23 protein-coding genes are annotated in these 23,568 nt (G+C 62.5%); 16 read left to right on the top strand and 7 right to left on the bottom strand.

Features of this window, described 5'->3' with window-relative positions; translation table 11 throughout:
• Positions 1-113 precede the first annotated feature (113 nt).
• Genes ACM5SV_RS09665 through ACM5SV_RS09650 form a run of 4 tightly spaced genes read left to right on the top strand, consistent with a single transcriptional unit; the run spans position 114 to position 2,453 of the window.
• Complete coding sequence (locus tag ACM5SV_RS09665; protein ID WP_221973280.1) at positions 114-470, top strand: YciI family protein; 357 nt, start codon at positions 114-116, stop codon at positions 468-470.
• 10 nt (positions 471-480) lie between these two features.
• Positions 481-840 carry a YciI family protein gene (locus ACM5SV_RS09660; RefSeq protein ID WP_221973281.1) on the top strand — a complete coding sequence of 120 codons (360 nt, stop codon included), beginning with the start codon at positions 481-483 and terminating at the stop codon, positions 838-840.
• A 2-nt stretch (positions 841-842) separates the two neighbouring features.
• Positions 843-1,202 carry a YciI family protein gene (locus tag ACM5SV_RS09655; RefSeq protein WP_222014345.1) on the top strand — a complete coding sequence of 120 codons (360 nt, stop codon included), beginning with the start codon at positions 843-845 and terminating at the stop codon, positions 1,200-1,202.
• Between the two features lie 9 nt (positions 1,203-1,211).
• The gene (locus ACM5SV_RS09650) at positions 1,212-2,453 is read left to right on the top strand and encodes an RNA polymerase sigma factor (protein ID WP_222014347.1); all 1,242 of its coding nucleotides are present in this window, start codon (positions 1,212-1,214) and stop codon (positions 2,451-2,453) included.
• On the opposite strand, the gene ACM5SV_RS09645 is transcribed toward ACM5SV_RS09650, so the two are convergent.
• Positions 2,421-3,383, bottom strand: a complete 963-nt coding sequence (locus ACM5SV_RS09645; protein ID WP_017993475.1) for a lysylphosphatidylglycerol synthase domain-containing protein — start codon at positions 3,381-3,383, stop codon at positions 2,421-2,423. The two genes, ACM5SV_RS09650 and ACM5SV_RS09645, sit on opposite strands and share 33 nt — an antisense overlap.
• Before the next feature lie 173 nt (positions 3,384-3,556).
• Here ACM5SV_RS09645 and ACM5SV_RS09640 point away from each other — a divergent pair, with 173 nt between their 5' ends.
• The 6 genes from ACM5SV_RS09640 to ACM5SV_RS09615 all read left to right on the top strand — a co-directional run bounded on the left by ACM5SV_RS09640 (position 3,557) and on the right by ACM5SV_RS09615 (position 9,942).
• Positions 3,557-5,050, top strand: a complete 1,494-nt coding sequence (locus ACM5SV_RS09640) for an ArnT family glycosyltransferase (protein WP_222014349.1) — start codon at positions 3,557-3,559, stop codon at positions 5,048-5,050.
• Between the two features lie 137 nt (positions 5,051-5,187).
• On the top strand, positions 5,188-6,204 hold the full coding sequence (locus ACM5SV_RS09635; RefSeq protein ID WP_222014351.1) for a glycosyltransferase family 2 protein: 1,017 nt from the start codon (positions 5,188-5,190) through the stop codon (positions 6,202-6,204).
• Between the two features lie 12 nt (positions 6,205-6,216).
• Positions 6,217-7,716 (top strand): glycosyltransferase family 39 protein, encoded by a 1,500-nt coding sequence (locus tag ACM5SV_RS09630; RefSeq protein ID WP_222014352.1) that lies wholly within the window; start codon positions 6,217-6,219, stop codon positions 7,714-7,716.
• A 1-nt stretch (position 7,717) separates the two neighbouring features.
• Positions 7,718-9,205, top strand: a complete 1,488-nt coding sequence (locus ACM5SV_RS09625) for an ArnT family glycosyltransferase (protein ID WP_222014354.1) — start codon at positions 7,718-7,720, stop codon at positions 9,203-9,205.
• Between the two features lie 178 nt (positions 9,206-9,383).
• Positions 9,384-9,635 (top strand): ribbon-helix-helix domain-containing protein, encoded by a 252-nt coding sequence (locus tag ACM5SV_RS09620; protein ID WP_017993470.1) that lies wholly within the window; start codon positions 9,384-9,386, stop codon positions 9,633-9,635.
• A gap of 4 nt (positions 9,636-9,639) precedes the next feature.
• Entirely contained in the window at positions 9,640-9,942 is a 303-nt protein-coding gene (locus tag ACM5SV_RS09615) for a type II toxin-antitoxin system RelE/ParE family toxin (protein WP_080518538.1), read from the top strand.
• 25 nt (positions 9,943-9,967) lie between these two features.
• Here ACM5SV_RS09615 and ACM5SV_RS09610 read toward each other — a convergent pair whose 3' ends face one another.
• Positions 9,968-11,335: an aspartate aminotransferase family protein gene (locus tag ACM5SV_RS09610; protein ID WP_222014356.1), complete on the bottom strand. Its 1,368-nt coding sequence runs from the start codon at positions 11,333-11,335 to the stop codon at positions 9,968-9,970.
• A gap of 82 nt (positions 11,336-11,417) precedes the next feature.
• Between ACM5SV_RS09610 and ACM5SV_RS09605 the strand changes: the two genes are divergently transcribed.
• Entirely contained in the window at positions 11,418-12,770 is a 1,353-nt protein-coding gene (locus tag ACM5SV_RS09605; protein WP_222014358.1) for a glutamine synthetase family protein, read from the top strand.
• 34 nt (positions 12,771-12,804) lie between these two features.
• On the opposite strand, the gene ACM5SV_RS09600 is transcribed toward ACM5SV_RS09605, so the two are convergent.
• On the bottom strand, positions 12,805-13,749 hold the full coding sequence (locus tag ACM5SV_RS09600) for a diacylglycerol/lipid kinase family protein (protein WP_012756741.1): 945 nt from the start codon (positions 13,747-13,749) through the stop codon (positions 12,805-12,807).
• 299 nt (positions 13,750-14,048) lie between these two features.
• Here ACM5SV_RS09600 and ACM5SV_RS09595 point away from each other — a divergent pair, with 299 nt between their 5' ends.
• Positions 14,049-15,293, top strand: coding sequence for an MFS transporter (locus ACM5SV_RS09595; protein WP_222014360.1), 1,245 nt, complete (start codon positions 14,049-14,051; stop codon positions 15,291-15,293).
• On the opposite strand, the gene ACM5SV_RS09590 is transcribed toward ACM5SV_RS09595, so the two are convergent.
• The gene (locus tag ACM5SV_RS09590) at positions 15,252-15,596 is read right to left on the bottom strand and encodes a winged helix-turn-helix transcriptional regulator (protein ID WP_419425186.1); all 345 of its coding nucleotides are present in this window, start codon (positions 15,594-15,596) and stop codon (positions 15,252-15,254) included. The two genes, ACM5SV_RS09595 and ACM5SV_RS09590, sit on opposite strands and share 42 nt — an antisense overlap.
• 161 nt (positions 15,597-15,757) lie before the next feature.
• On the opposite strand from ACM5SV_RS09590, the gene ACM5SV_RS09585 reads away from it, so the two are divergent.
• Together ACM5SV_RS09585 and mgtE are read left to right on the top strand one after the other, a co-directional pair.
• Positions 15,758-16,771, top strand: a complete 1,014-nt coding sequence (locus tag ACM5SV_RS09585; RefSeq protein WP_222014362.1) for a zinc-binding alcohol dehydrogenase family protein — start codon at positions 15,758-15,760, stop codon at positions 16,769-16,771.
• 315 nt (positions 16,772-17,086) lie between these two features.
• A complete protein-coding gene (gene mgtE / locus ACM5SV_RS09580) occupies positions 17,087-18,460 on the top strand; it encodes a magnesium transporter (RefSeq protein ID WP_222014364.1) in 1,374 nt (457 codons plus the stop codon).
• Between the two features lie 23 nt (positions 18,461-18,483).
• Here mgtE and ACM5SV_RS09575 read toward each other — a convergent pair whose 3' ends face one another.
• Positions 18,484-19,005 (bottom strand): Lrp/AsnC family transcriptional regulator, encoded by a 522-nt coding sequence (locus ACM5SV_RS09575; RefSeq protein ID WP_017993465.1) that lies wholly within the window; start codon positions 19,003-19,005, stop codon positions 18,484-18,486.
• 96 nt (positions 19,006-19,101) lie between these two features.
• On the opposite strand from ACM5SV_RS09575, the gene ACM5SV_RS09570 reads away from it, so the two are divergent.
• On the top strand, positions 19,102-20,007 hold the full coding sequence (locus tag ACM5SV_RS09570; RefSeq protein ID WP_012756736.1) for a DMT family transporter: 906 nt from the start codon (positions 19,102-19,104) through the stop codon (positions 20,005-20,007).
• Between the two features lie 98 nt (positions 20,008-20,105).
• On the opposite strand, the gene ACM5SV_RS09565 is transcribed toward ACM5SV_RS09570, so the two are convergent.
• Complete coding sequence (locus ACM5SV_RS09565; protein ID WP_012756735.1) at positions 20,106-20,720, bottom strand: L,D-transpeptidase; 615 nt, start codon at positions 20,718-20,720, stop codon at positions 20,106-20,108.
• Between the two features lie 135 nt (positions 20,721-20,855).
• On the bottom strand, positions 20,856-22,520 hold the full coding sequence (locus ACM5SV_RS09560; RefSeq protein WP_222014366.1) for an electron transfer flavoprotein-ubiquinone oxidoreductase: 1,665 nt from the start codon (positions 22,518-22,520) through the stop codon (positions 20,856-20,858).
• A 252-nt stretch (positions 22,521-22,772) separates the two neighbouring features.
• On the opposite strand from ACM5SV_RS09560, the gene ACM5SV_RS09555 reads away from it, so the two are divergent.
• The gene (locus ACM5SV_RS09555) at positions 22,773-23,561 is read left to right on the top strand and encodes an SDR family oxidoreductase (protein ID WP_128439201.1); all 789 of its coding nucleotides are present in this window, start codon (positions 22,773-22,775) and stop codon (positions 23,559-23,561) included.
• The last annotated feature ends 7 nt before the right edge of the window (positions 23,562-23,568 follow it).

Genomic DNA, 23,568 nt, shown 5'->3' with positions numbered 1-23,568 from the left:
GCTGCCTTGCGATTTCGACAGCCGGCCGGGACAAATATTTTTTCCACCGCTGTCGAAATGCGTGGAGCTCGGTCGTCCAAGGTTATTGAAACGCTCACAAGGAGGCTGCCGCGATGAAATATCTTTGTCAGGTCTGGTTCGATGGCGGGGTACTCGACGCCATGACGAAAGAGGAAAAGATAGAACTCGACACCAATTCCTTGGACTATGACAAGGACCTCGTCGAAAGCGGGCATATGATCGTCGCCCAGGCGCTGCAGCCGCCGAAATCGGCGGTGACCGTGCGGGTGCGCAGTGGCGAGATGTCGGTGACCGACGGTCCCTTCGCCGAGACGAAGGAGGCGCTCGGCGGCTTCATCCTGATTGAGGCAAAGGATCTCAACGAAGCGATCCGCATTGCGTCAGGCATTCCGCTGGCCAGGCTCGGGGCGATCGAAGTGCGGCCAATCCACGAATTCGGAGCTAAATGAGGAGAGACCAATGAAATTTCTATGCCAGATCTGGTTCGACACGGAAAAAAGCAAGCTGGTCCCTCAGACCGAATGGGATGCGCTCACACAGGAGTGCATCACCAGCGACAATCGCTGGCGAGAGAGCGGTCATCTGCTGGTGGCGCTCGCCTTGCATGAACCGTCAACGGCGGTCACGGTCCGCCTGCGTAATGGCGAAGCCTTTGCGACCGATGGCCCATTTGCCGAAATCAAAGAGCACCTCGGAGGTTTTGTGCTGATCGAAGCCGAGGATATCGAGGAGGCGAAGACGATTGCGTCGAGTTTTCCGATCCTCAAATATTGCTCAATCGAAGTGCGCCCGACTTACGCCATCCAGGATGGGAAATAGCCATGCGCTACATCTGCCTGATTTATAACAGCGCCGACACGGACGGGACGCTGACGCCTGATGAAACCGATGAACTCGTCAAAGCGCATTTCGCCTTCGACGAGAAGCTGCGCCGCGACGGCATCATGATCCATGCCGATGCGCTTGAGATGCCGGACAAGGCGATCGTGCTGCAGGTTCGAAACAATAGACTGTCTGCCACCGACGGCCCCTATGTCGAGACGAAGGAGCATCTGGCCGGCTTCTACGTCATCGAAGCGCCGGATGTGGTGAAAGCCAGGGAAATTGCCGGACGGATCCCGTCGGCGCGTTTCGGCGCGGTCGAACTGAGGCCCGTGCGGATGCTAACCTTGCCGGACTGAGGTGCGCCGTTGGAAAGCGTGATCGAGGAAATCTATCGGACGCAGTCGCGCCGGGTGCTGGCGACGCTGATCCGCCTGCTCGGCGATTTCGACCGGGCGGAGGAAGCGCTTCACGACGCCTTAGCCGCGGCCGCCCGGACATGGCCGGCGGACGGCATTCCCGGCAATCCAGTCGCCTGGCTCGTTTCGACGGGGCGCTTCAAGGCGATCGACACGATCCGGCGGCGGGCGCGTTTCGATGCTTCGCAGCATCATATCGAAGACAGCCTCTACACGCCCGATGCAACGGAGATCGGCGGCATGGAACCGATCGAGGACGACATGCTGCGGCTGATCTTCACCTGCTGCCATCCGCTCATTCCGGCCGATGCGCAGATGGCGATGGCGCTGAGGGAAATCTGCGGGCTAACCACCGAAGAGATCGCCCATGCCTTCCTCATTCCGGCGCCGACGGTCGCCCAGCGGATCGTGCGCGCCAAAGGCAGGATCCGGGCGGCGAGGATCCCCTACGAGGTGCCGGGCCGCGAGGCGCTGCCGCCGCGGCTCCACCGGGTGCTGCACGTTATCTACCTCGTCTTCAACGAGGGCTATTCGGCCTCTTCGGGCGAGGAGGTGGTCCGCGCCGACCTGACCGCAGAGGCGATCCGTCTGGCGCGGCTGCTTCTGGCGCTGCTACCGCATCCCGACGTTTCCGGCCTGCTGGCGCTGATGCTGCTGCAGGACTCCCGCCGCACCGCCCGCCGCGTCGGGGACGGATCGCTGGTGCTGCTTGCCGATCAGGACCGCTCGCTCTGGGATCATGCGAAGATTGCGGAAGGCCTGGCGCTGCTCGCCGCGGCGATGGAAGCCGGAGAGATCGGCATCTATACGCTGCAGGCGGCGATCGCCGCCGAACATGCCCGGGCGCCGGCTGCTGAAGAGACCGACTGGCGGCAGATCGCCTTTTATTACGATCTGCTTCTGGCGGCGCAGCCCTCCCCGATCGTCGAGCTCAACCGCGCCGTGGCGATTGCGATGGCGGAAGGGCCGGCGAAGGGGCTGGATCTGGTCGATAGCATTCTGGGACGCCGGGAGCTGCAGGCCTATCATCTCGCCCATTCGGCGCGCGCCGATTTCCTGCGCCGTTTAGGCCGGACCGATGAGGCGATCGAGGCCTATGAAACGGCGCTGTCTCTCTGCCGGCAGGAGCCGGAGCAGGCGTTTTTGAGAAAACGGATTTCAGAGCTTGCCGCGACGCCCGAGCGGCAGTGAAATCGCGGTGCCTGTCAGTGCCGAGACGATGATCAGCAGGTGGGCATTGACGCTTGCCTGCGCCAGCGCGGCCAGGGCCAGCCGCTCGCTCGAGGCGCCCAAGGCGATGGCGCCGGCGGTGATGCCGGCCGGATAGGTGCCGACGCCGCCCGGCGCATGCATCGGCAGCACGGAGGAGAGCTCGCCGCCGAGCGCGCCGCCGAAACTTGCGGCCATCGGCAACACACCCATCAGGCCGAGCGCCCAGGCCAGCACCATCACCTTCACCAGCCAGTTGACGATGGTCATCGCCCAGGCGCGCGCAAAGGCGATGGCATCGAGCGGCAAGCCGTTTTCGATCTCGGCGACGAATTTCTGCGCCTTCTTCGGCAGCAGTCTGGCGGCCAGGCGCAGCAGCGGCTTGCGGGCGGCGAAAGCCGCGACCGGCAGCAACAGGAAGACCGTCCAGAGCGACCAGGCAACAGCCGCATCGGCTGAAGCGACGGCAAAACCGATGCCGGCGGCGGCCAGAAGGGCGTGCAGATCAAGCAGCCGCATGACGAACAGCGCCGAGGTTCCGCGCGTCAGCGGAATGCCGAATTCGGTGCGCATCAAGAGCGGAAAGCTGGTCTCGCCGGTGCGGAAGGGCAGCATGATGTTCAACAGGTTGTGGATCTGCGTGACGCGGAAGAGGACCGCGAACCGGCCAGCCGTTTCCTTCGGAAAATAATCATAGATGCGCCAGGTGCGCAGGAAATAGGTGCTCGTCAGCAGCACCAGCGCACCGATCACCGGACCCGCGCCGACATCGGCCCACTGCCTGATGATAACAGGCCAACCCCAGAACCATTGGATGAAGAGGCCATAGGCTGCGACGATGACGACCGTCAGAACGGTCATGCGATTGCGCATAAACCAGGATTGCCGGCTTTCAACGATCGAACTCTTCATGTAGTAGGCATTCCTCGCTTGGCTTCGGCATAGGCAGCGGTTCCGTCGCCAGGCCTTTTAGGAGAAATGAAGGTTGCGCACAACGGCGGAGTTGATGGCGGCGGTGGCGAACAGGCTTCCACGCCGACGATCCGAGCGCCGTGACGGCGCCTTGCCGGCTTGACGTGGAGACGATGTTGGAGCGGATTACCAAAAGCATTACGAGCGCAAGCATTTTTCTGGCAGGCTATTTCCTGCTGAACATCGCGCTTCGCATCGCCTTGCCGCATACGCTCGATCTCGACGAGGCGGAGCAATCCTTCTACTCGCAATACCTGCTCGCCGGCTACGGCCCGCAGCCGCCCTTCTACAACTGGATCCAATATGCCATCGTTTCGGTGACCGGCATATCGATGTGGGTGCTCTCGGTGCCCAAGAACATCATCCTCTTCGGCTGTTATCTCTTCTACGGGCTTGCTGCCCGCGAGGTACTGAAGAGCCGTTCGCTCGCAGCCATCGCCATGCTGAGCCTGATTACCCTGCCGCAGGTCGGCCTGATGGCGCAGCGCGAACTGACCCATACGGTTGCCCTGCTGTTTGCGACCTCGCTCTTCCTATTCGGTTTTTTCCGCACGCTGCGCCGGCCGACGATCGGGAGCTATCTCCTCATCGGCATCGCCACCGGGATAGGGCTCATCTCGAAGTATAATTTCGCTATCCTGCCATTTGCCGCCCTGATCGCCGTGCTGCCGGAGCGGGAATGGCGCAACCGTCTCATCGACTGGCGTTTGCTGCCGGCGGCCGTCATTGCCATTTTGATCGTGCTGCCGCATGCGCTCTGGCTGCCTGACAATCTCGCCAGCGCCTCTGCGCCGACGCTGGAGCGGATGACCGCCGAACACCTGGCCCCGGCCGGCCTCCCCCGCATCGGGCAGGGACTGCTATCTCTCATCATCGCCGTCCTCGGCTTCGTCGCATTGCCGATCGTTCTCATTGCTGCCGCCTTCCGGCGCGACTTCTTTCGCTCGCTCTCCTCTTCCAGCCCGATGATCCGGGTGATCGAGCGGATGATGGTCATCAGCCTACTCGCCTTCGTCGGCGTGATCCTGTTCGCCGGCGCGAGCGATATCCACGAGCGCTGGCTCGACCCATGCCTGCTCGTCCTGTCGATCTATCTGTTCCTGAAACTGGAAACCGCAGACCTCGATCTTTCCGCCGGTCTTGCCCGCTTCCGGCCAGTGGTGCCGGTCTTCATGGTCGTCATCCTGTCGATCCTTCTTTTCCGGATCGTCGGCATTCAATATATCGGCACTTATACGAGAACGAACGTACCCTTTTCCGGCTACGTGACTGAATTGACCGCGACCCGCAAGCCGGTTCTCATTTTGGCGGGAACCAAGTTCGTGGCAGGCAACATGCGGCTGGAGTTTCCCGACATTCCCGTCGTGATCCCGTTCTTTCCGGGTGCCGGGGTTCCCGAATATGCGAACGCGAAGGGACCGGTTCTGGTTATCTGGCGCGGCGAGACCGCAGATGACCCGACAATTTCCCCCGGTTTCGCCAATGACCTCGTGAGATCGGGCATTCATCTGCAGGAGTTGAAGACGCTGACGCTGCCCTATCTCTTCGGTGACGGCAAACGCAGCTTCTCCATAGGTTACTCCTGGGTGGAAGGCGGCGCCAAATAGCGCCGCGGCAGATCAGCCGATTATGGGAAACCGCCATTGCCGGCTGGCAACCGGCGGACACTTCATGTAGTAGCCTTCCGCAAGTGCGGCGGCAGCAGTAAGGCTTGCTCGGCCGTCCGGCCTTTTGGAGATGAAAGTTGCAGACAACCGTAGAGCCCATTCGCGGTACGAATGATCCGGTACAATCGCTCGAACTGTCGCTGGTCGTGCCCATTTTCAACGAAGAGGAAAGCGTCGGCCCGCTTATCGAGCGTGTCGTGGCTGCGATGGTTAGCTACCCCCATCGCTGGGAGCTAATCCTCGTCGATGACGGCAGCACGGATGCGACGCTCGTCAACGCCCGCAAATACGTCGGAGGCGAGGGGCTGGCGCTTAGGATCGTCGAGCTGCAGCGCAACTTTGGCCAGACTGCCGCCATGCAGGCCGGCATCGATACCGCCCGCGGGCGTCTGATCGCGACGATGGACGGCGACCTGCAGAACGACCCGAAGGATATTCCTTCGATGGTCTCCGAGCTGGAACGGCGTGAACTCGACCTTCTGGTCGGCTGGCGCAAGAACCGCAAGGACGGTCTGTTCCTGCGCAAGATCCCCTCCTGGTGCGCCAACTCCCTGATCGGCCGCATCACCGGCGTCAAACTGCATGATTACGGCTGCAGCCTGAAGATCTACCGTGCCTCGATCATCAAGCAGGTGAAGCTGATGGGCGAGATGCACCGCTTCATCCCCGCCTGGGTCGCCGGTGTCGTCCCGAGTTCGCGCATCGGCGAGATGGCCGTCACCCACCATGCCCGCGAGCACGGCGTTTCGAAATACGGCATTTCGCGCACGTTCCGCGTCATCCTCGATCTGCTGTCGGTGATGTTCTTCATGCGCTACAAGGCGCGGCCGGGGCATTTCTTCGGTTCGCTCGGTCTCGGCCTCGGCGCGCTCGCCATGCTGATCCTGCTCTATCTCGGCTTCGACAAGTTCATCCTGGGCAACGACATCGGCACGCGACCGATGCTGATGGTCGGTGTCGTGCTGCTGCTGTCGTCGGTGCAGATGATCACCACCGGCATCCTGGCGGAAATGATCGCGCGCACCTATTACCGCGACGATGCCTCTCCGAATTATATCGTGCGGCAGATCTTCGACGATCAAACCCAAGCCTAAGCCGGCAGCACGATGCTGGAGCGCGCGACGAGGACGATCAAAACCGCGGGCCTGCTGCTTGCAGCCTATTTCGTGCTCAACATCGCTCTGCGCATCGCGCTTCCGCATTCGCTGGAGCTCGACGAGGCCGAGCAATCCTTCTTCTCGCAATATCTGCTGGCGGGCTACGGCCCGCAGCCGCCCTTCTACAACTGGATGCAATATGCCGCCGTTTCGGTGGCGGGCATGTCGATCGGCGCGCTTGTTGTCCCGAAGAACATCTTGTTGTTCCTATCCTATCTCTTCTACGGCCTTGCCGGACGGCGGGCGCTGAAGGACGAGGCGCTTGCCGCCGTCGGCATGCTGGCGCTGATCACCCTGCCCCAGGTCTCCTACATGGCCCAGCAGGATCTGACCCACACGACGGCGCTGCTCTTTGCCAGCTCGCTGTTTCTCTATGGGTTCTTCCGCACGCTCGACCGCCCCGATATCGGCAGCTACCTGCTGCTCGGGCTTGCGACCGGCATCGGGCTGATCTCGAAATATAATTTCGCGCTGATGCCAGTCGTCGCTTTAATCGCCATCCTGCCCGATGCCGAATGGCGGCGCAGGGCGCTCGGCTGGCGCATGCTGGCGGCGATCACTGTCGCGCTTGTCATCGTCCTGCCGCACGCGATCTGGCTGCAGGGAAATCTCGCATTCGCCTCCTCCGACACTCTGGTCAAGATGGCCGCCGGCAGCGAACCGGCCGGCGCCGTGCGGATCGGCAAAGGCCTTCTCGCCTTTCTCGTTGCCATCATCGCCTTTGCGGCGCTGCCGGTCGTGATCTTCGCCGCCACCTTCCGCCGGGATTTTGTCCGGGCGCTTTCGGCGGGCAACCGCTGGACTGGGATGATGGAGCGGATGATGCTCGCAAGTCTCGCCGGCATTGCTCTCATCGTGCTGTTCACCGGCTCCACCACGGTTCGCGAGCGCTGGCTCGACCCGTTCCTGCTGGTGCTGCCGATCTATTTCCTGGCGAAAATGCAGGCGGCCGGGCTCGACCTTTCCGCCGGGCTGCGCCGCCTCCGGCCGGTACTGCCGGTGCTGATGGCCTGCGTGCTGATCGCCCTCGGTTTCCGTGTCGTCGGCGCCGGGCTGATCGGCACCTATAGCCGGCCGAATGTGCCGATGGCAGGTTTTTCGCGCGAGATGACACGACAGGTGGAACCGGCGCTGGTGATCGCTTCCGACCCCTATATCGGCGGGAACATGCGGCTGCAATTTCCCGATGTACCGGTGGTGATCCCGGATTTTCCGGCGCCGGGCATTCCGGCCTATGACGATGCCAAGGGGCCGGTGCTGATCGTCTGGCGGGGCAAAAAGACGGCGACGGCTGCCGATGCGGTCATGCCGGAGCGGTTCTCTTCGGCGCTGACGGCGGCGGGCATTGCGCTGCAGGAGATCGGCTCGCTGTCGCTTCCTTATTATTTCGGCCGCCAGGGCGACAATTTCGCGCTCGGCTACGCCTGGGTTCGGCCGGAGACCAGATAGAATGACCGAGAGCAGCCGTCGCGACATCAGTTGGATCTTCGTTCTGCTGACAACCTATTTCGTGCTCCAGGTCGGCGTGCGGCTCGCAACCTCGCATTCGCTCGATCTCGACGAGGCCGAACAGGCCTTCCGCTCGCAATGGCTTGCCGCCGGCTACGGCCCGCAGCCGCCCTTCTACAACTGGCTGCAATACACCGTCTTCCAGTTTGCGGGCGTCTCGCTAACCGCCCTTTCGGTGGTGAAGAACCTACTGCTGTTCAGCTCCTACGTGCTCTACGGCCTGACCGCGCGGCTTATCCTGCGCGACAAGGCGCTGGTGGCGATCGCCACGCTTGGGCTGCTGACGATCCCGCAGATGGCTTTCGAGATGCAGCGCGACCTGACGCACACGGTCGCGGTGTTCTTCTCGGCCAGCATCTTCTTCTACGGCTTCATCCGCAGCCTGAAGCAGCCGAGCCTTGCCTCCTATCTGATATCAGGCATCGGCATCGGTTTCGGCCTGCTTGCCAAATATAATTTCGCGATCCTGCCGGCGGCAGCCCTCATTGCCGCGCTCTCGGATGCGCGCCTGCGGCCACGGATCTTCGACTGGCGGCTGGTGCTGACGGCGGCGGTGGCGCTCGTCATCACCCTGCCGCATCTCTTCTGGCTGAAGGACAATCTCGATTTCGCCACCGCACGCACCCTGGAGAAGATGACCGCGAGCGGCGATGCGAGCTATCTTAAGCAGGTGTCCATGGGCATCAGTTCTCTGGCTCTCGCCATCATCAGCTTTGCCGGATTGACTGTGGCGGTGTTCGCGATCGTCTTCGGCAAGAGCCTTCGTCCGGCGCTGACCGCCGGTTCGGAATGGACGCGGCTGTTCGAGCGGATGATGCTCGTCTTCCTCGCCGGCATTCTGCTTCTGATCGTCTTCGGCGGCGCGGCCGGCATCAAGGATCGCTGGCTGGTGCCGATGCTCTTCATCCTGCCGCTCTATTTCTGCCTGAAGATCGAGGCAGTGGGCGTCGCGACAGACAGGGCGTTCCGGCGTTTCATGCCCATCGTCGCCGTCATCATGATCGGCGTGCCGGCGGCCCTTTACGGGAGCGTTGCGACTGCGCGCTTTTCCGGTCATTACGAGCGGCTGAACAGGCCCTATGCCGGCATGCTGGAAACCTTGCGCAAACAGGCCGAACCGGCGGCGATCCTTGCCGGGGACAGCCTGCTCGCCGGCAATCTCAGGCAGGATATTCCCGGCGTGCCGATCCTCTCGGTGGATTATCCTGGCTTCCACCCGGATCTTACCGGCCGGCGACCGCTTCTCCTGGTGTGGCTCCTCCCGCAGAGGGGAGGAAGCGAAGCATTTCCGCCTGATATGGCTGAATGGCTGCAGACCCATCTCGGCGTGTCCGCACCGCAGGCGTCGGTGATCGACGTGCCCTATCTCTATGGGCGCGGCGACGACCGCTACCGTTTCGGCTATGCTTGGGTCAACCAGCCGGGCTGAGCACAATCAGGATTTCAGCTCCTTCCAGGCCAAATCCAGCGCCAGTTTCGTGATCCTCGCTATCTCATTCACTGTGCTCGGAGGCGCTGAGCCATTAGCTCGTTGGCCATATCCAGCATGCTCGAATATTGTAAAAGTATTGTATTTGTCATACACTAAGAGCAGGGAGTAAATCTACATGGCACGGGCAAAAACCTTTTCCCTTGGCGATACCTATGACGGGATTCTATCGGATCTTGTCCGCAATGGCCGGTTCGGCACCGAAACCGAGGCCGTGCGGGCAGGCATCCGTATGCTCGCCGACCACGAGCTGAAAATGCAGGTGCTGCGTAAGGATATTCAGGCGGCGGATGCCGAGATCGAAGCCGGCCTCGGCAAGGAATACGCTACCGGCGCGGAGCTCCTCAAAGACGTCATGAACGAAAGCTAAGGCCATCAAACCGAAACGCCTGATTATCGCTCCATCCGCCATTGAGGATCTGCGGAATATTCGACGCTATATCGCCGAGAGCAGCCCCCACTACGCGCATGAGTTTCTGGCCGACCTGACCGCGAAGATCGCCTGGATCGCCGAAGTGGACTTCACCGGATCTCCACGCGACCACATTGCGGAAGGCCTGCGCGGCCTGCCCTACCGGAACCGCTGCATCTACTACCGCTCCTATCACGACCGCATCGTGGTCCTACGTGTCAAGCATGGCGCCGAGGATATCAAGTCGCAGGATTTCGAGCTTTAGGCCCAGCTAGCTGGGCTGAGCGCAATCAGGATTTCAGTTCCTTCCAGGCCAAATCGAGCGCCAGCCTGGTGATCCTCGCCATCTCGTCCACCTCGGCGTGGCTGATGACGAGCGGCGGCGAGGCGAGCATGCGGTCGCCGGTGGCGCGCAGCACGAGACCGTTCACCAGCGCGTGGTTGCGCACCAGCGCACCGACCTGATCGGGCTTGGCATAACGAGCGCGCGTGCTCTTCTCGGCGGCAAGCTGCAGTCCGCCCATCAGGCCGATGCTGGCGGCTTCGCCGACCAGATCATGGTCTGCGAGCTCTGCCCAGGCCCTGCCGAAATAGGGGCCGATATCGTCGCGCACGCGCTCGACCAGTCTTTCCTCTTCGATGATGCGCAGGTTTTCGAGGGCTGCGGCAGCGCAGACCGGGTGGCCGGAATAGGTGAAACCGTGGTTGAAGTCGCCGACATCGTTGATCAGCACATCGGCGATGCGGTCGCTGACGAGTACGCCGCCGATCGGCAGGTAGCCGGAGGAAAGCCCCTTGGCGATCGGCGCCAGATCGGGCTCGACGCCGAAATACTGGTGGCCGAACCAGGCGCCCAGACGGCCGAAACCGCAGATTACCTCGTCGGTCACCAGCAGGATATTGCGCGCCTTGCAGATGCGGTCGATCTCCGGCCAGTAGGTCTCGGGCGGGATGATGACGCCGGCAGCCCCCTGCACGGGTTCGGCGACGAAGGCGGCGACATTCTCCTCGCCGAGTTCGTCGATCTTCGCTTCGAGCTCGCGGGCAACCTTGAGACCGAATTCGGCGGGTGAGAGATCGCCGCCCTCGCCGTACCAATAGGGCTGGCCGATATGGACGATTCCAGGGATCGGCAGATCGCCCTGCTCATGCATGTATTTCATGCCGCCGAGGCTGGCGCCGGCGACGGTCGAACCGTGATAGCCGTTCTTCCTCGATATGACGATCTTCTTCGACGGTTTGCCGACGGCGCTCCAGTAGACACGGGCCATGCGGAACCAGGTGTCGTTCGCCTCCGAGCCGGAGCCGGTGAAGAAGATATGGTTGAACCGCCCCCCGGCATGGGAGGTGACCTTCTGCGCAAGCAGCGTCGCCGGCGTCGAGGTCGTGCCGAAGAAGGTGTTGTAATAGGGCAGCTCATTCATCTGCCTGGTGGCGGCGTCGGCAATCTCCCGGCGGCCGTAGCCGATATTGACGCACCAGAGGCCGGCGAAGCCGTCGAGATATTTCCTGCCGTGATTGTCGAAGATGTAGACGCCCTCGCCGCGCTGGATGATACGCGCGCCCTCGGCATTCAGCTTCTTCATGTCGGCGAAGGGGTGCAGGTGGTGCGCGGCGTCGATCGCGGCAAGATTCGAGGGTGGGTAAGTATCGGGCATGATTGGTAAAGACCCTCGCGGATTGAAAGGCTGATGTCGATGGGATAGGAGCTTGGCCTTGTCCCGGGGGATTTTCAAGGTCATGACAAGCGACAGGATGGACGGCAAGACGAAAGGCGACGACCCGCGTTTCGAGATCCTGATCGTCGGCATGAACGGCGACCTGCGCGGCAAGCAGCTTCCGCCCGGCGCCGAAGACAAGGTCTGGGCCGGTGACATCCGTCTGCCGACCTCGACGCAATCGCTCGACATCTGGGGCGACGACAATGACGATATCACCGGCCTGTCGCTGACGATCGGCGATCCCGACGGCAAAGTCGTCCCCGACCGACGCAGCCTGGCGCCGATGCCCTGGGCGCCCGAGGGCTCGATGCAGGTGCTCGCAACCATGCATGAATTCGACGGCAGCCCGAGCTTCATGGATCCGCGCGCCATCCTCGCCTCGGTGGTCGAGCGCTATGCGGCGCGCGGGCTAACGCCCGTCGTCGCCACCGAACTGGAATTCTACGTGATGTCGGGAGACTGGCGCGAGACCGGACGCCCTTGCCCGCCCGAAAGCCTCAGCTATCGCGGCCAACCGAACGGTTTCCAGCTCTACGACATGAGCGCCGTCGACGCGCTCGATGGCTATTTGCAGACCCTGAGGGCCTATGCGAGGGCGCAGGACCTGCCGGCGGATGCGACGACGGCGGAATTCGGTCCGGGCCAGTTCGAGGTCAACCTGCTGCACCGCGCGGATGCGCTGGCAGCCGCCGACGATTGCCTCTATCTCAAGCGCATCGCCGAACAGGCGGCGCGCCGCCACGGGCTGAAATCGACCTGCATGGCCAAGCCCTATTCCGAACATGCCGGCTCCGGTCTGCATGTGCATGCGAGCATCATCGACGGTGAAGGCCGCAACATCCTCGATGCCAAGGGCGGCGAGCCGAAGCTGCTCAAATCGGTGATATCAGGCCTGCTCGATACCATGCGCGCGGCGCAGCTGATCTTCGCCCCCTTCGCCAATTCCTACCGCCGCTTCCAGCCGGGCTCGTTTGCGCCTGTCGATCTGACCTGGGGCAGCGGCCATCGCGGCACGGCGATCCGCATACCCGACAAGGATGGCCCGGCCGCACGCATCGAACACCGCGTCGCCGGCGCCGACGCCAATCCCTATCTGCTGCTGGCAGCGATCCTCGGCGGCATGCTCGCCGGTCTCGACGGCGAACTCGACCCCGGCGAAGAGACGACGCCCTCGTACATACCTGCGAATACGGCGCGACTGACGCATGATTTCCTCAGCGCCGTCGAGACCTTCCGCACCTCGCCCTTCATCACCGATATCTTCGGCGCGCGTTATCAGGCGCTCTATGGCGACACCAAGCGCAAGGAAGCGCTTGCGCATCTGCGCACCGTCTCGGATTTCGATTACCGCACCTATCTGCCGCGGCTCTGAAATTACGCGACGCCGACTTACGCAGCCGGCCGACTTACGCAGCGGGCTCGCGGCGTTCGTCCGCATTCACCTGGGCGGCGAGACCCTGCTTGACGAGAACCTTCAATTCGCCCGGATGCAGCCGGATCGAGACGTCGCGTTCGAGCGGCAGCAACTCGCCGTCCATGACGCAATTAGCCTTGGAGCGTAGTTTCGGGAAATGCAGGTGCACTTCGGCCGGATGCATCACCATGACATCGGCATTCTCGCGGACCTTGCCGCGCAGCATGTCGATGGCGAGGCGGGCGACACCGAGGGGTTTCAGCGGATTTGCCGTGTAGAAGCCGAGTTCGCCGCTTCTCAAATTATCGGCGTAGAGCAGCGCGTTCTCGCCGAAGGGATTGTTGGAGACTGAGATCGCCGACACCCTGCGGCGCTCGCGCATGCCGATCGCCTCGAACTCGACCTCGAATTCCGGCGGGTTGAAGATGACGCCCAAAGCCGCCTTCGTGCTCGCCCGGATCTTGCCCAGCCGGGACCGATAGCTGTAAGCGTTGCGGTAACGCACCATGCGGGCATGCAGGCCGGCGGAAAACTGGTGGATGAAGGGCCGGCCGTTGGCGCTGGCGATATCGACATTGTCGACCTCGCCGGAGGCAAGCACATCGAGCGCCTGCCAGATATCGAGCGGCACACGCAGCGAGCGGGCAAAGAGGTTCATCGTGCCGGCCGGCACGACGCCGAGCGCAATTCCGTTCTTCCAGGCGATCGATGCCGCCGCCGAAATCGTGCCGTCGCCGCCGCCGGCAACGATACCGTCGATATCGTCGCGCTTGGCCGCCCGCTCCATGGCAGGAACGATTTCCTTTCCTGAGAAGACGATGGCGTCGAAATCGTGCCCCGCTTCGCGGAAAGCCGCCTCCGCCCTCTTCTCATAGGCCAGCATGTCGGTGGTCTTGAAGGTCCCGCCGTCGCGATTGAAAAAGCCTACAAGCTTCATAAGAGCTCCCGTCTCTGGCGCGGAAATGCTCCTGCCTTGCCCTGAGATGGTTGCGGTATCGCCGATTTCAAGCGCAGCCTTCTTTCCTGACAAAGGGCAGAAATGCAAAAATTGCAATAGACGTATGCACATAGCAGGACGCTGCACTGCAAAAAATGCACTCGACGACAGCCGAGAGCTCACGGATAGATGGTCTATCGGAGACATCGTCTCCACCTCCCGCCATTTCCACCGATCGGCTTGCGGCTGCGCCTGCGCCAGCGGCCATTGCCAAGCAGAAACCGCCTCGAGGAGCTCTCGTGAGTGAGATTGCCGCCAATATTTCAGTCGATAGCCGGAACTCCATTGATCGCCAGGATGAAGCGCTGCCATCGGCAATGACCGTGGCGCTGGTCCAGCTGGCGCTCGCCTGCGGCGGCTTCGGCATCGGCACCGGGGAATTCGCAATCATGGGATTGCTGCCCAATGTCGCCCAGACCTTCTCGGTCACGACGCCGCAAGCCGGCTACGTCATCAGCGCCTATGCGCTCGGCGTCGTCGTCGGCGCACCTGTTATTGCCGTGCTCGCTGCGAAGATGGCGCGCCGCACGCTGCTTTTGGCCCTGATGCTGATCTTTGCCGCCGGCAATATATCGAGCGCCATGGCGCCGACCTTCGAAAGTTTCACGCTGCTGCGCTTCGTCAGCGGCCTGCCGCATGGCGCCTATTTCGGCGTCGCGGCCCTTGTCGCCGCCTCGATGGTGCCGGCGCATCGCCGCGCCCGTGCCGTTGGCCGCGTCATGCTCGGCCTGACCGTTGCCACACTTCTCGGCACGCCGTTGACGACCTTCTTCGGCCAGTCGCTCGACTGGCAGGTGGCGTTTTTCTCGGTCGGCGTGCTCGGCCTGCTGACCGTGGTGCTGATCTGGTTCTACGTTCCGAAGGACAGGGTTTCCGCGGAAGCGGGCTTCCTGCGCGAACTCGGCGCCTTCCGCCGGCCGCAGGTGTGGCTGACGCTCGGCATCGCCGCCGTCGGTTACGGCGGCATGTTCGCGATGTTCAGCTATATCGCCTCGACGACGACTGAGGTGGCGATGCTGCCGGAAACGGCCGTTCCGATCATGCTGGTCCTCTTCGGTGTCGGCATGAATGCGGGCAATTTCATCGGCTCGTGGCTCGCCGACAAATCGCTGCTCGGCACGATCGGCGGGTCGCTGATCTATAATATCGTCGTGCTGACCACCTTCTCGCTGACCGCCGCCAATCCCTATTTTCTCGGGCTTTCCGTCTTCCTCGTCGGCTGCGGCTTTGCCGCCGGCCCGGCGCTGCAGACGCGGCTGATGGATGTCGCCGCCGACGCGCAGACGCTTGCGGCCGCGTCCAACCATTCCGCCTTCAACATCGCCAATGCGATCGGCGCCTGGCTCGGCGGCCTCGTCATCGCCGGGGGGTACGGTTTTGCGGCAACCGGTTATGTCGGCGCGGCGCTGTCCTTCCTCGGCCTGTTCGTCTTTGCAGCCTCGCTACGCCTCGAGCGCCGCGACCGGAGCGCGCAGGCCGTCTGAGGCCAAGCGCAGCTCGCGGCCTTCCGGGCTGCAGAAGACATAATCGTCGCCCCAGGCGGCCAATGCCTGGATGACGGGCTTCAGCGTCATGCCGAGCGGCGTCATTGCATATTCGACCCTCGGCGGCACGACCGGATAGACGGTGCGTGATACCAGGCCAGACTCTTCCAGTTCACGCAGCTGCTTGGTCAGCATGCGTTGGGTCACGGCCGGCAGCTTACGCCGCAATTCATTGAAGCGCAGGGTTCCCTGCATCAGATGAAACAGGATCACGCCCTTCCACTTCCCGTCGAGGTAAGTCAGCGTCGCTTCGACCGGGCAACCGGGGAAATTCTTGACGAGCTTGGCGCGGCAATGACATTTTACAGTATCCTTTTGGGTACTACGTACAGAATTTGTGCATTCTTGCGTTGTCAGACTATAGTGCGCATCTAGCTTCCGTGCAACGAACACAGGAGTTTCCCATGCGCGCCGTCGCCTACAGAACGCCCCAGCCGATCTCCGCCGAGACCTCGCTCATCGATGTCGAGCTGCCGATGCCGGAGGCTGGAGGCCACGATCTGCTCGTCGAGATCAAAGCCGTTTCGGTCAATCCCGTCGACGTGAAGGTGCGCGCCCATTCCGCGCCGCCCGCAGACGAACTCAAGGTGCTCGGCTGGGATGCCGCCGGCATCGTCAAGGCCATCGGCGCTGATGTCACCCTGTTCAAGCCCGGCGACGAGGTGTTCTACTCCGGCGTCATCAGCCGCCCGGGCAGCAATGCCGAATTCCATCTCGTCGACGAGCGTATCGTCGGCGCCAAACCGAAGAGCCTCGATTTCGCGGCCGCGGCCGCCCTGCCGCTGACCTCGATCACGGCCTACGAAGCGCTATTCGACCGGCTGAAGGTGCAGGACGCGGTTTCGGGAGCGGGACGCTCCATCCTGATCATCGGCGGCGCCGGCGGCGTCGGCTCGATCGCCATTCAGATCGCCCGGGTATTGACCGACCTGACGGTGATTGCCACGGCCTCGCGGCCGGAAACGCAGGACTGGGTGAAGGAACTCGGCGCGCATCATGTCGTCGACCATTCTAGGCCGATCGCGCCGCAGGTGGCAGCGCTTGGCATCGGCGCGCCGGGATTCATATTCTCGACCACCAATACCGACAGCCATATCGGCGACATCGTCGAAGCGATTGCGCCGCAGGGCCGCTTCGCATTGATCGACGATCCGAAGACGCTCGATATCGTACCCTTCAAGCGCAAGGCCGTCTCTGTCCATTGGGAGCTGATGTTCACCCGCCCGCTCTACGGCACCCCTGACATGATCGAGCAACACAAGCTGCTGAACAAGATTTCCGAACTCGTCGACGCCGGAAAGATCCGCACCACGCTTTCAGAGATCGTCGGGCCGATCAATGCGTCAAACCTCAAGACGGCGCATGCCATGGTCGAAAGCGGCAGGATGAGGGGCAAAGCGGTGCTTGCAGGATTCTGAGATCGCAGCCGGCAGGGCCGGTGTTTTTCGGAGCAGCAAGATCTACAAACCATGTCCGCCTGGAATGCCGCATCAAGGGGTGCGGCATTCTGGCGTTAAGCATTTATCCCGCTTGACTTTTTCCGCGTTCGGGACCACCTAGCATTCACGTGGATGACACTCGTCAGCCACGGATTTCAACGGAGCCATCATAACGATGCCAAGCGACAGTAGCAGTCGATTGCCTTTGCCGTACGCGACCCTCGTGCGCTGACCGACGCCTGTCGGCTCGCCTGATCGGACGCTACGGCGGATCGACGGAAAGGCGAGCCTCAAATGAATATCAATCGCTTCCCTCTTCGGGCAGGCCACGCCGCCCGTGCCTTCATCAACAACAGCCGCGGCGCAACGATCGCCGAACGCGTCGAAGCGTTGAACGCGCTGAGCGTCCAGGACGCCGGGCGTGTTCTATGCGGCATGCCGCTGGACTATGCGGTCAACATCCTCGACCGGCCGGAGCTTCGCAACGCCGCACAGATCCTTGCGCTGATCAGCGCCGAGGATGCCGCCCGGCTACTGCACGGCATGTCGAACGACCGCGTCGCCGACGTGCTGCTCGAACTCGACGGCGAGACCCGCGCCCGGCTGTTCTCCAGCCTCGACGAACCGGTGCGCATCGCGATCCAGCACCTGATGGGCTATCCGCCGCGCACGGCCGGCGGCATCATGACGACGGAGTTCGTCAGTGTGCCTGACAGCTGGACCGTCGCCCGCACACTCGACCATGTGCGCCAGGTCGAACGCTCGCGCGAGACCGTCTACGCCATCTATGTGCTGGATGGGGTCAGCCATGCGCTGCTGCATGTGGTGACGCTGCGTCGCCTCATCACCGGCGAGCCGGAGGCTTCGATCCTTTCCGTGGCACAGAAGGGCGCGCCGGTTTCGGCCGATCCGCTGATGAAGCAGGAGGATGTCGCCCGGCTGATCCGCAAGCACGACCTGCTTGCCCTGCCCGTCATCGACGAACAGGGGCAAATACTCGGCATCGTCACTGTCGACGACGTGATCGACACGATGATATCAGACACGACGGAAGCGGCCCAGAGGTTCGGCGGCATGGAGGCGCTCGGCCAGCCCTACATGAAGATCAGCTTCGCCGGCATGATCCGCAAGCGCGCCGGCTGGCTCGCTGCGCTCTTCCTCGGCGAGATGCTGACGGCAAGCGCCATGCAGCATTTCGAAGGCGAGCTGGAAAAGGCCGTGGTGCTGACGCTGTTCATCCCGCTGATCATGAGCTCGGGCGGCAATTCCGGTTCGCAGGCGACCTCGCTGATCATCCGGGCGCTGGCGCTCGGCGAGCTGAAGCTCTCGGACTGGTGGAAGGTGCTTTTGCGCGAACTGCCGACCGGCGTCGTGCTCGGCGCGATCCTCGGCCTCGTCGGCTTCATCCGCATCGTCTTCTGGCAGTCGGCCGGGCTTTACGATTACGGCCCGCACTGGCAGATGGTCGCCGTTACGGTGTTTGCCGCCCTGATCGGGATCGTCACCTTCGGTTCGATCTGCGGTTCGATGCTGCCCTTCGTGCTGCAGAAGCTCCGGCTCGATCCGGCCAGCGCCTCGGCCCCCTTCGTCGCCACGCTGGTCGATGTCACCGGGCTCGTCATCTACTTCTCGGTGGCGCTGCTCATCCTCAGCGGGACGCTGCTCTAACCCGCAATAATGCCCGAGGGAAATTATTTTCCCTCGGGCAACTTCAACGGCCCATGCGTCTTCATGCTGCGGATGGCGAAGTTCGAGCGGATGTCGCTGACATTCGGCAGGGTCAACAGCGTTTCCGTCAGAAGCCGTTCGTAGGCGGCGAGATCCTCCACCACCACTTCGGCGAGGAAATCGGCCGTGCCTGAGATCAGGAAACAGGAGACGATCTCGGGGATGGCGAGCAGCGCCTTCTGCTGCGCCTCGGAATTTTCGCGGCTGTGCTGGACGACCTTGAATTCGACGAAGACGGTCAGGCCGAGACCGACCTCCTTGCGATCGATATCTGCCGTGTAACCGCGGATGATCCCGGACCGTTCGAGATTGCGGATGCGGCGCAGGCAGGGCGACGGCGAAAGGTTCACCTTCTCGGCGATCTCGACATTTGTGGCCCGTGCATCCTCCTGCAGGCACTTCAGGATGGCAATATCGAATTTATCGAGATTTGGCATTTTCGCGACCCCCGCCGACATCAATTGGCAGAAGATTGCGCATAGCATGATTTTTGAGCCATAGATAGCAAGGACATGCCCTGACCTCTGGCGCTAGTCTTCTCTTCAACCGGACAGGCTCCGGATGAAAGAAAGGACAGGACGATGACCACCATTGCTTTCACGAACGACAAGTCGCCATCGCAGGTACTGGGTTATGCCGGCGGCACCATTACCGTGCTGATCTGGGCGACATGGTTTCTTGTCACCCGCCACAGCGCCGCAACGCCCCTCGGCTCGATCGATATCGGGCTGATCCGCTTCGGAATTCCGGCGCTGGTGCTTTCGCCTGTCTGGCTGAAGACGGGACTGCTGCCGAAGGGCCTGCCGCTTCACCTGCTGGCGATCATGGTGTCCGGTTCGGGCGCTGTCTTCTTCCTGCTGACCACGCTGGCAATCCATTCCACGCCGGCGGCCTCTTCGGGGATTCTGCTCGGCGGCTCGATGCCGCTCGCCGCGGCGCTGATCGGGATTGCGCTGTTTCGCGAAAGACCTGACGGCACACGCATCGCCGGGCTTATCGCAATCGTTGCCGGCGTGCTGATCCTGCTCACGCGCAGCCTTGCAGACGCCTCGCTGCCATGGACGAGCTTCGTGCTACTGCCGGCCGGCGCCATTCTCTGGGCAAGCTATACGCATGCCTTCCGCCGCTCCGGTCTGACCGCCGTACAGGCAAGCGCCCTGATCGCCGTCTGGTCCTTCCTGATCATGGGCGCGCTTGCCCTCGTCTTCGGCATCTCGCTGCCAGAGGCTACTCTCCCGGAGATCGGCCTGCAGGTGCTAAGCCAGGGCGTTCTTTCCGGCCTCGTCGCCATGGTCGCCTACGGCACCGCCGTCAGAACACTCGGCGGAACACAGGCTGCCGCCTTCACGGCGCTGACGCCGGTTCTCGCGACGCTTGGCGGCGGCTTGCTGCTTGGCGAAGCAATCGGCATGACGGAAATCAGCGCCGCCGTGATCACCGGCATCGGCGTGGCGCTGTCAACAGGTATCGCCACGCCACGCCGCTGAAATCCAGCCCCAACAGCAAATGGAAAGCCGCCTGCAGCCTTCGCTGCGGCGGCTTTTTCAATGGAGACGGCGTCCTTACCGAGTGTCGAACGGGCACTTCAGGCCTGGATAACGACGACCCTGGCGCCGACTTCGACGCGGCTATAGAGGTCGATCACATCGTGGTTCATCATACGGACACAGCCGCTCGACATGGCGAGACCAATCGATTGCGGCTGGTTGGTGCCATGAATGCGGAAATGCGTGTCGCCGCCGCCGCGGTAAAGATACATCGCCCGCGCGCCGAGCGGGTTGTTCGGGCCGCCCGGCATGCCGCCGGCGAGCTTGCGATAGCGCTCTTCGCGGCGCTGCATGTTTTCGGTGGGTGTCCAGCTCGGCCATTCGGCCTTGCGGCCGATATAGGCGTTGCCGGCAAAGGCCAGCCCCTCGCGGCCGACACCAACGCCATAACGTACTGCCCTGCCGCCGCCGAGGACGTAATAGGCGCGGCGCGCAGGTGTATCGACGATCACGGTGCCGGCAGCATGCGTGGTTTCGTAGGCCACTTCCTGGCGGCGGAGCTCCGGCTTGATCTTGTCGATCGGCACCTGCTTCAACGGGAATTTTTCGTCCGGAAGTGCGGCATAATTCGTCTGGCTGTTTAGACCGGTCGAAGAGCAGCCGGCCACGAAAAGCGGCAGAGCGATCAGAAAGCCCCGGCGGGAGATCGTCATGAATGTGTCCTTAGTGCGTCAACTTGATGTCGCAAGCTAAGGAAATTATGGTTAACGAACGGCTAACAGCCTCCGGCAGAAGGCGATCACGAAGGCGTCAGCACGCAAGAATTGTCGCGGTGGGGATAATCCGCCTCACATATTCGGATAGACGGGCCCCTCGCCGCCCTGCGGCGGTACCCAGTTGATGTTCTGGTTGGGGTCCTTGATGTCGCAGGTCTTGCAGTGCACGCAGTTCTGGGCGTTGATGACGAAGACATCCTTGCCGTCCTTTTCCACCCATTCATAAACGCCGGCGGGACAGTAACGCGTCGACGGGCCGGCATAGATGTCATGCTCGGACGACTTCTGCAGGTTCATGTCCTTGACCTGCAGATGCACCGGCTGGTCTTCCTCGTGATTGGTGTTCGACAGGAACACCGAGGACAGCCGGTCGAAGGTCAAGACGCCATCGGGCTTCGGATAGACGATCGGCTTGTGCTGCGAGGCCGGCTCAAGCGATTGGGCATCGGTCTTGCCATGCTTCAGCGTGCCGAAGACGGAAAAGCCGAACAGCGTGTTGGTCCACATGTCGAAGCCGCCGAGCGCCACACCAAGCGCGGTGCCGAACTTCGACCACAGCGGCTTGACGTTGCGGACGCGCTTCAAATCGCGGCCGATGTCGCCCTTGCGCCATTCGTTCTCGATCTCGGTCACTTCGTCATGGCTGCGGCCTGATACAATCGCCGCGGCGATCTTCTCGGCCGCCAGCATGCCCGACAGCACCGCATTGTGGCTGCCCTTGATGCGCGGCACGTTGACGAGACCGGCCGAACAGCCGATCAGCGCCCCGCCGGGGAAGGAAAGCTTCGGCACCGACTGGTAGCCGCCCTCGGTGATGGCACGCGCCCCATAGGACAGGCGCTTGCCGCCCTCGAAGGTGGTGCGGATCGCCGGATGGGTCTTGAAGCGCTGGAATTCCTCGAAGGGATAGAGATAGGGGTTCTTGTAATTGAGGTGGACGACGAAGCCGACGGCCACCAGATTGTCTTCCAGGTGATAGAGGAAGGAGCCGCCGCCGGTCTTCATGCCGAGCGGCCAGCCGAAGGAGTGCTGCACCAGGCCCGGCCTGTGGTTCTCCGGCTTGACCTGCCAGAGCTCCTTGATGCCGATGCCGAACTTTTGCGGTTCACGGTCTTTCTGCAGATCGAACTTGGCAATCAGCTGCTTGGCGAGCGAGCCGCGCACGCCCTCGCCGATCAGCACATATTTGCCAAGCAGTTCCATGCCGCGGGTATAGTTCGGGCCGGGCTCGCCGTTCTTCTCGATGCCCATGTCGCCGGTGGCGACACCGATGACCGCACCCTCGTCATTGTAGAGCACTTCGGTTGCGGCAAAGCCCGGATAGATCTCGACGCCGAGTTCTTCGGCCTTGGTCGCCAGCCAACGACAGACGAGCCCGAGCGAGACGATGTAGTTGCCATGATTGTTCATCAGCGGCGGCATCAGCACATTCGGCAGGCGAACAGAGCCGGCCGGACCGAGCAGCAGGAAGTGATCGGCGCTAACTTTGGTCTTGAAGGGATGATCGGCCTCGTCGCGCCAGCCGGGCAGCAGACGGTCGATGCCGATGGGATCGACCACGGCACCCGAGAGGATATGGGCTCCGACTTCGGCACCCTTTTCCAGCACGACGACGGACAGCTCAGGGTTGACCTGCTTCAACCGGATTGCTGCCGCAAGACCGGCAGGACCGGCGCCCACGATCACAACGTCGAATTCCATGCTCTCGCGTTCGGGCAGCTCAGTCGTCTCGGTCATTCACTCGTCTCCGCTTGGCGGCACGCGGCCGTCATCCCCGTCATGGCACTTTCTTGTCAAAACGAGAAAGCATTGTCGAGCCGGGATACGACAGCCAATCTTCCAATTCGCACAATGATAACGCCTCGCGCGGCAGAATTACATATCGTTTACGTCAACGTCAATTTTCAAGTGCCATCAAACCGCTGACATGCCCTTTCCTTTTCCGCCGCTTGCGCCTTATACATCGCTCAAAGCTATCGGAGAACAATCATGGATCTCGGCATCAAGGGCAAACGGGCACTCGTCCTCGCCTCCTCGCGCGGCCTCGGCCTCGGCATCGCCGTGGCGCTGGCGCGTGAGGGCGCAAACGTGCTGCTCTGCGGGCGCAGCGGCGACCAGCTGGAGGCCAATTGCAAGGCGATCAATGGCGAAGGCAAAGGCCGGGCCGACTGGATCTGGGCCGATCTCGGGGACGAACGCTTCGTCGAGATGGTGACGACGGCGGTAAAGGAAAAGTTCGGCGGGCTCGATATCCTGGTCAACAATACCGGCGGGCCGACACCCGGCACGACGGAGGACATGACGGGCGAAAAGCTGGAAATCTATTTCCTCTCCATGGTCGCGCGCGTGATCACGCTCACCAATGCGCTGCTGCCCGGCATGAAGGCGCAGGGCTGGGGCCGCATCCTGACGGTTGCCTCATCCGGCGTGATCGAACCGATCGCCAATCTGGCGTTGTCGAATACGCTGCGCCCGGCCCTTGCCGGCTGGAGCAAGACGCTTGCCTCCGAAGTGGCGGGCTTCGGCGTCACCACCAACCTGCTCCTGCCGGGCAGCATCCTGACGGCGCGGCTCGACGATCTCGACGGGGCTGCGGCAAAGCGGACCGGCAAGAGCCTCGAGGAGATCCGCACCGACAAGGAGGCGCGTATTCCGGTCGGCCGCTACGGCAGGGTCGAGGAATTCGCCGCAACCGCGGTCTTCCTGTGCAGCCAGCCGGCAAGCTATATCACCGGCTCGCTCATCCGCTGCGACGGCGGCGCGGCACGCTCCGTCTGAGCATTCC

It is taken from the genome of Rhizobium sp. CRRU65, assembly GCF_048551595.1.
Taxonomy (GTDB): Bacteria; Pseudomonadota; Alphaproteobacteria; order Rhizobiales; family Rhizobiaceae; genus Rhizobium; species Rhizobium leguminosarum_J.
Note: the sequence above shows the minus strand (reverse complement) of the source record. Positions and strands in the feature narration are given on the sequence as shown.

What these genes read in the sequence shown, in the direction of transcription:
- ACM5SV_RS09665 (WP_221973280.1), top strand. Translation starts at nt 114, where the DNA reads ATGAAATATCTTTGTCAGGTCTGGTTCGATGGCGGGGTACTCGACGCC.
- ACM5SV_RS09660 (WP_221973281.1), top strand. Translation starts at nt 481, where the DNA reads ATGAAATTTCTATGCCAGATCTGGTTCGACACGGAAAAAAGCAAGCTG.
- ACM5SV_RS09655 (WP_222014345.1), top strand. Translation starts at nt 843, where the DNA reads ATGCGCTACATCTGCCTGATTTATAACAGCGCCGACACGGACGGGACG.
- ACM5SV_RS09645 (WP_017993475.1), bottom strand. Translation starts at nt 3,383, where the DNA reads ATGAAGAGTTCGATCGTTGAAAGCCGGCAATCCTGGTTTATGCGCAAT.
- ACM5SV_RS09640 (WP_222014349.1), top strand. Translation starts at nt 3,557, where the DNA reads ATGTTGGAGCGGATTACCAAAAGCATTACGAGCGCAAGCATTTTTCTG.
- ACM5SV_RS09630 (WP_222014352.1), top strand. Translation starts at nt 6,217, where the DNA reads ATGCTGGAGCGCGCGACGAGGACGATCAAAACCGCGGGCCTGCTGCTT.
- ACM5SV_RS09625 (WP_222014354.1), top strand. Translation starts at nt 7,718, where the DNA reads ATGACCGAGAGCAGCCGTCGCGACATCAGTTGGATCTTCGTTCTGCTG.
- ACM5SV_RS09620 (WP_017993470.1), top strand. Translation starts at nt 9,384, where the DNA reads ATGGCACGGGCAAAAACCTTTTCCCTTGGCGATACCTATGACGGGATT.
- ACM5SV_RS09610 (WP_222014356.1), bottom strand. Translation starts at nt 11,335, where the DNA reads ATGCCCGATACTTACCCACCCTCGAATCTTGCCGCGATCGACGCCGCG.
- ACM5SV_RS09605 (WP_222014358.1), top strand. Translation starts at nt 11,418, where the DNA reads ATGACAAGCGACAGGATGGACGGCAAGACGAAAGGCGACGACCCGCGT.
- ACM5SV_RS09600 (WP_012756741.1), bottom strand. Translation starts at nt 13,749, where the DNA reads ATGAAGCTTGTAGGCTTTTTCAATCGCGACGGCGGGACCTTCAAGACC.
- ACM5SV_RS09585 (WP_222014362.1), top strand. Translation starts at nt 15,758, where the DNA reads ATGCGCGCCGTCGCCTACAGAACGCCCCAGCCGATCTCCGCCGAGACC.
- mgtE (WP_222014364.1), top strand. Translation starts at nt 17,087, where the DNA reads ATGAATATCAATCGCTTCCCTCTTCGGGCAGGCCACGCCGCCCGTGCC.
- ACM5SV_RS09575 (WP_017993465.1), bottom strand. Translation starts at nt 19,005, where the DNA reads ATGCTATGCGCAATCTTCTGCCAATTGATGTCGGCGGGGGTCGCGAAA.
- ACM5SV_RS09570 (WP_012756736.1), top strand. Translation starts at nt 19,102, where the DNA reads ATGACCACCATTGCTTTCACGAACGACAAGTCGCCATCGCAGGTACTG.
- ACM5SV_RS09565 (WP_012756735.1), bottom strand. Translation starts at nt 20,720, where the DNA reads ATGACGATCTCCCGCCGGGGCTTTCTGATCGCTCTGCCGCTTTTCGTG.
- ACM5SV_RS09560 (WP_222014366.1), bottom strand. Translation starts at nt 22,520, where the DNA reads ATGACCGAGACGACTGAGCTGCCCGAACGCGAGAGCATGGAATTCGAC.
- ACM5SV_RS09555 (WP_128439201.1), top strand. Translation starts at nt 22,773, where the DNA reads ATGGATCTCGGCATCAAGGGCAAACGGGCACTCGTCCTCGCCTCCTCG.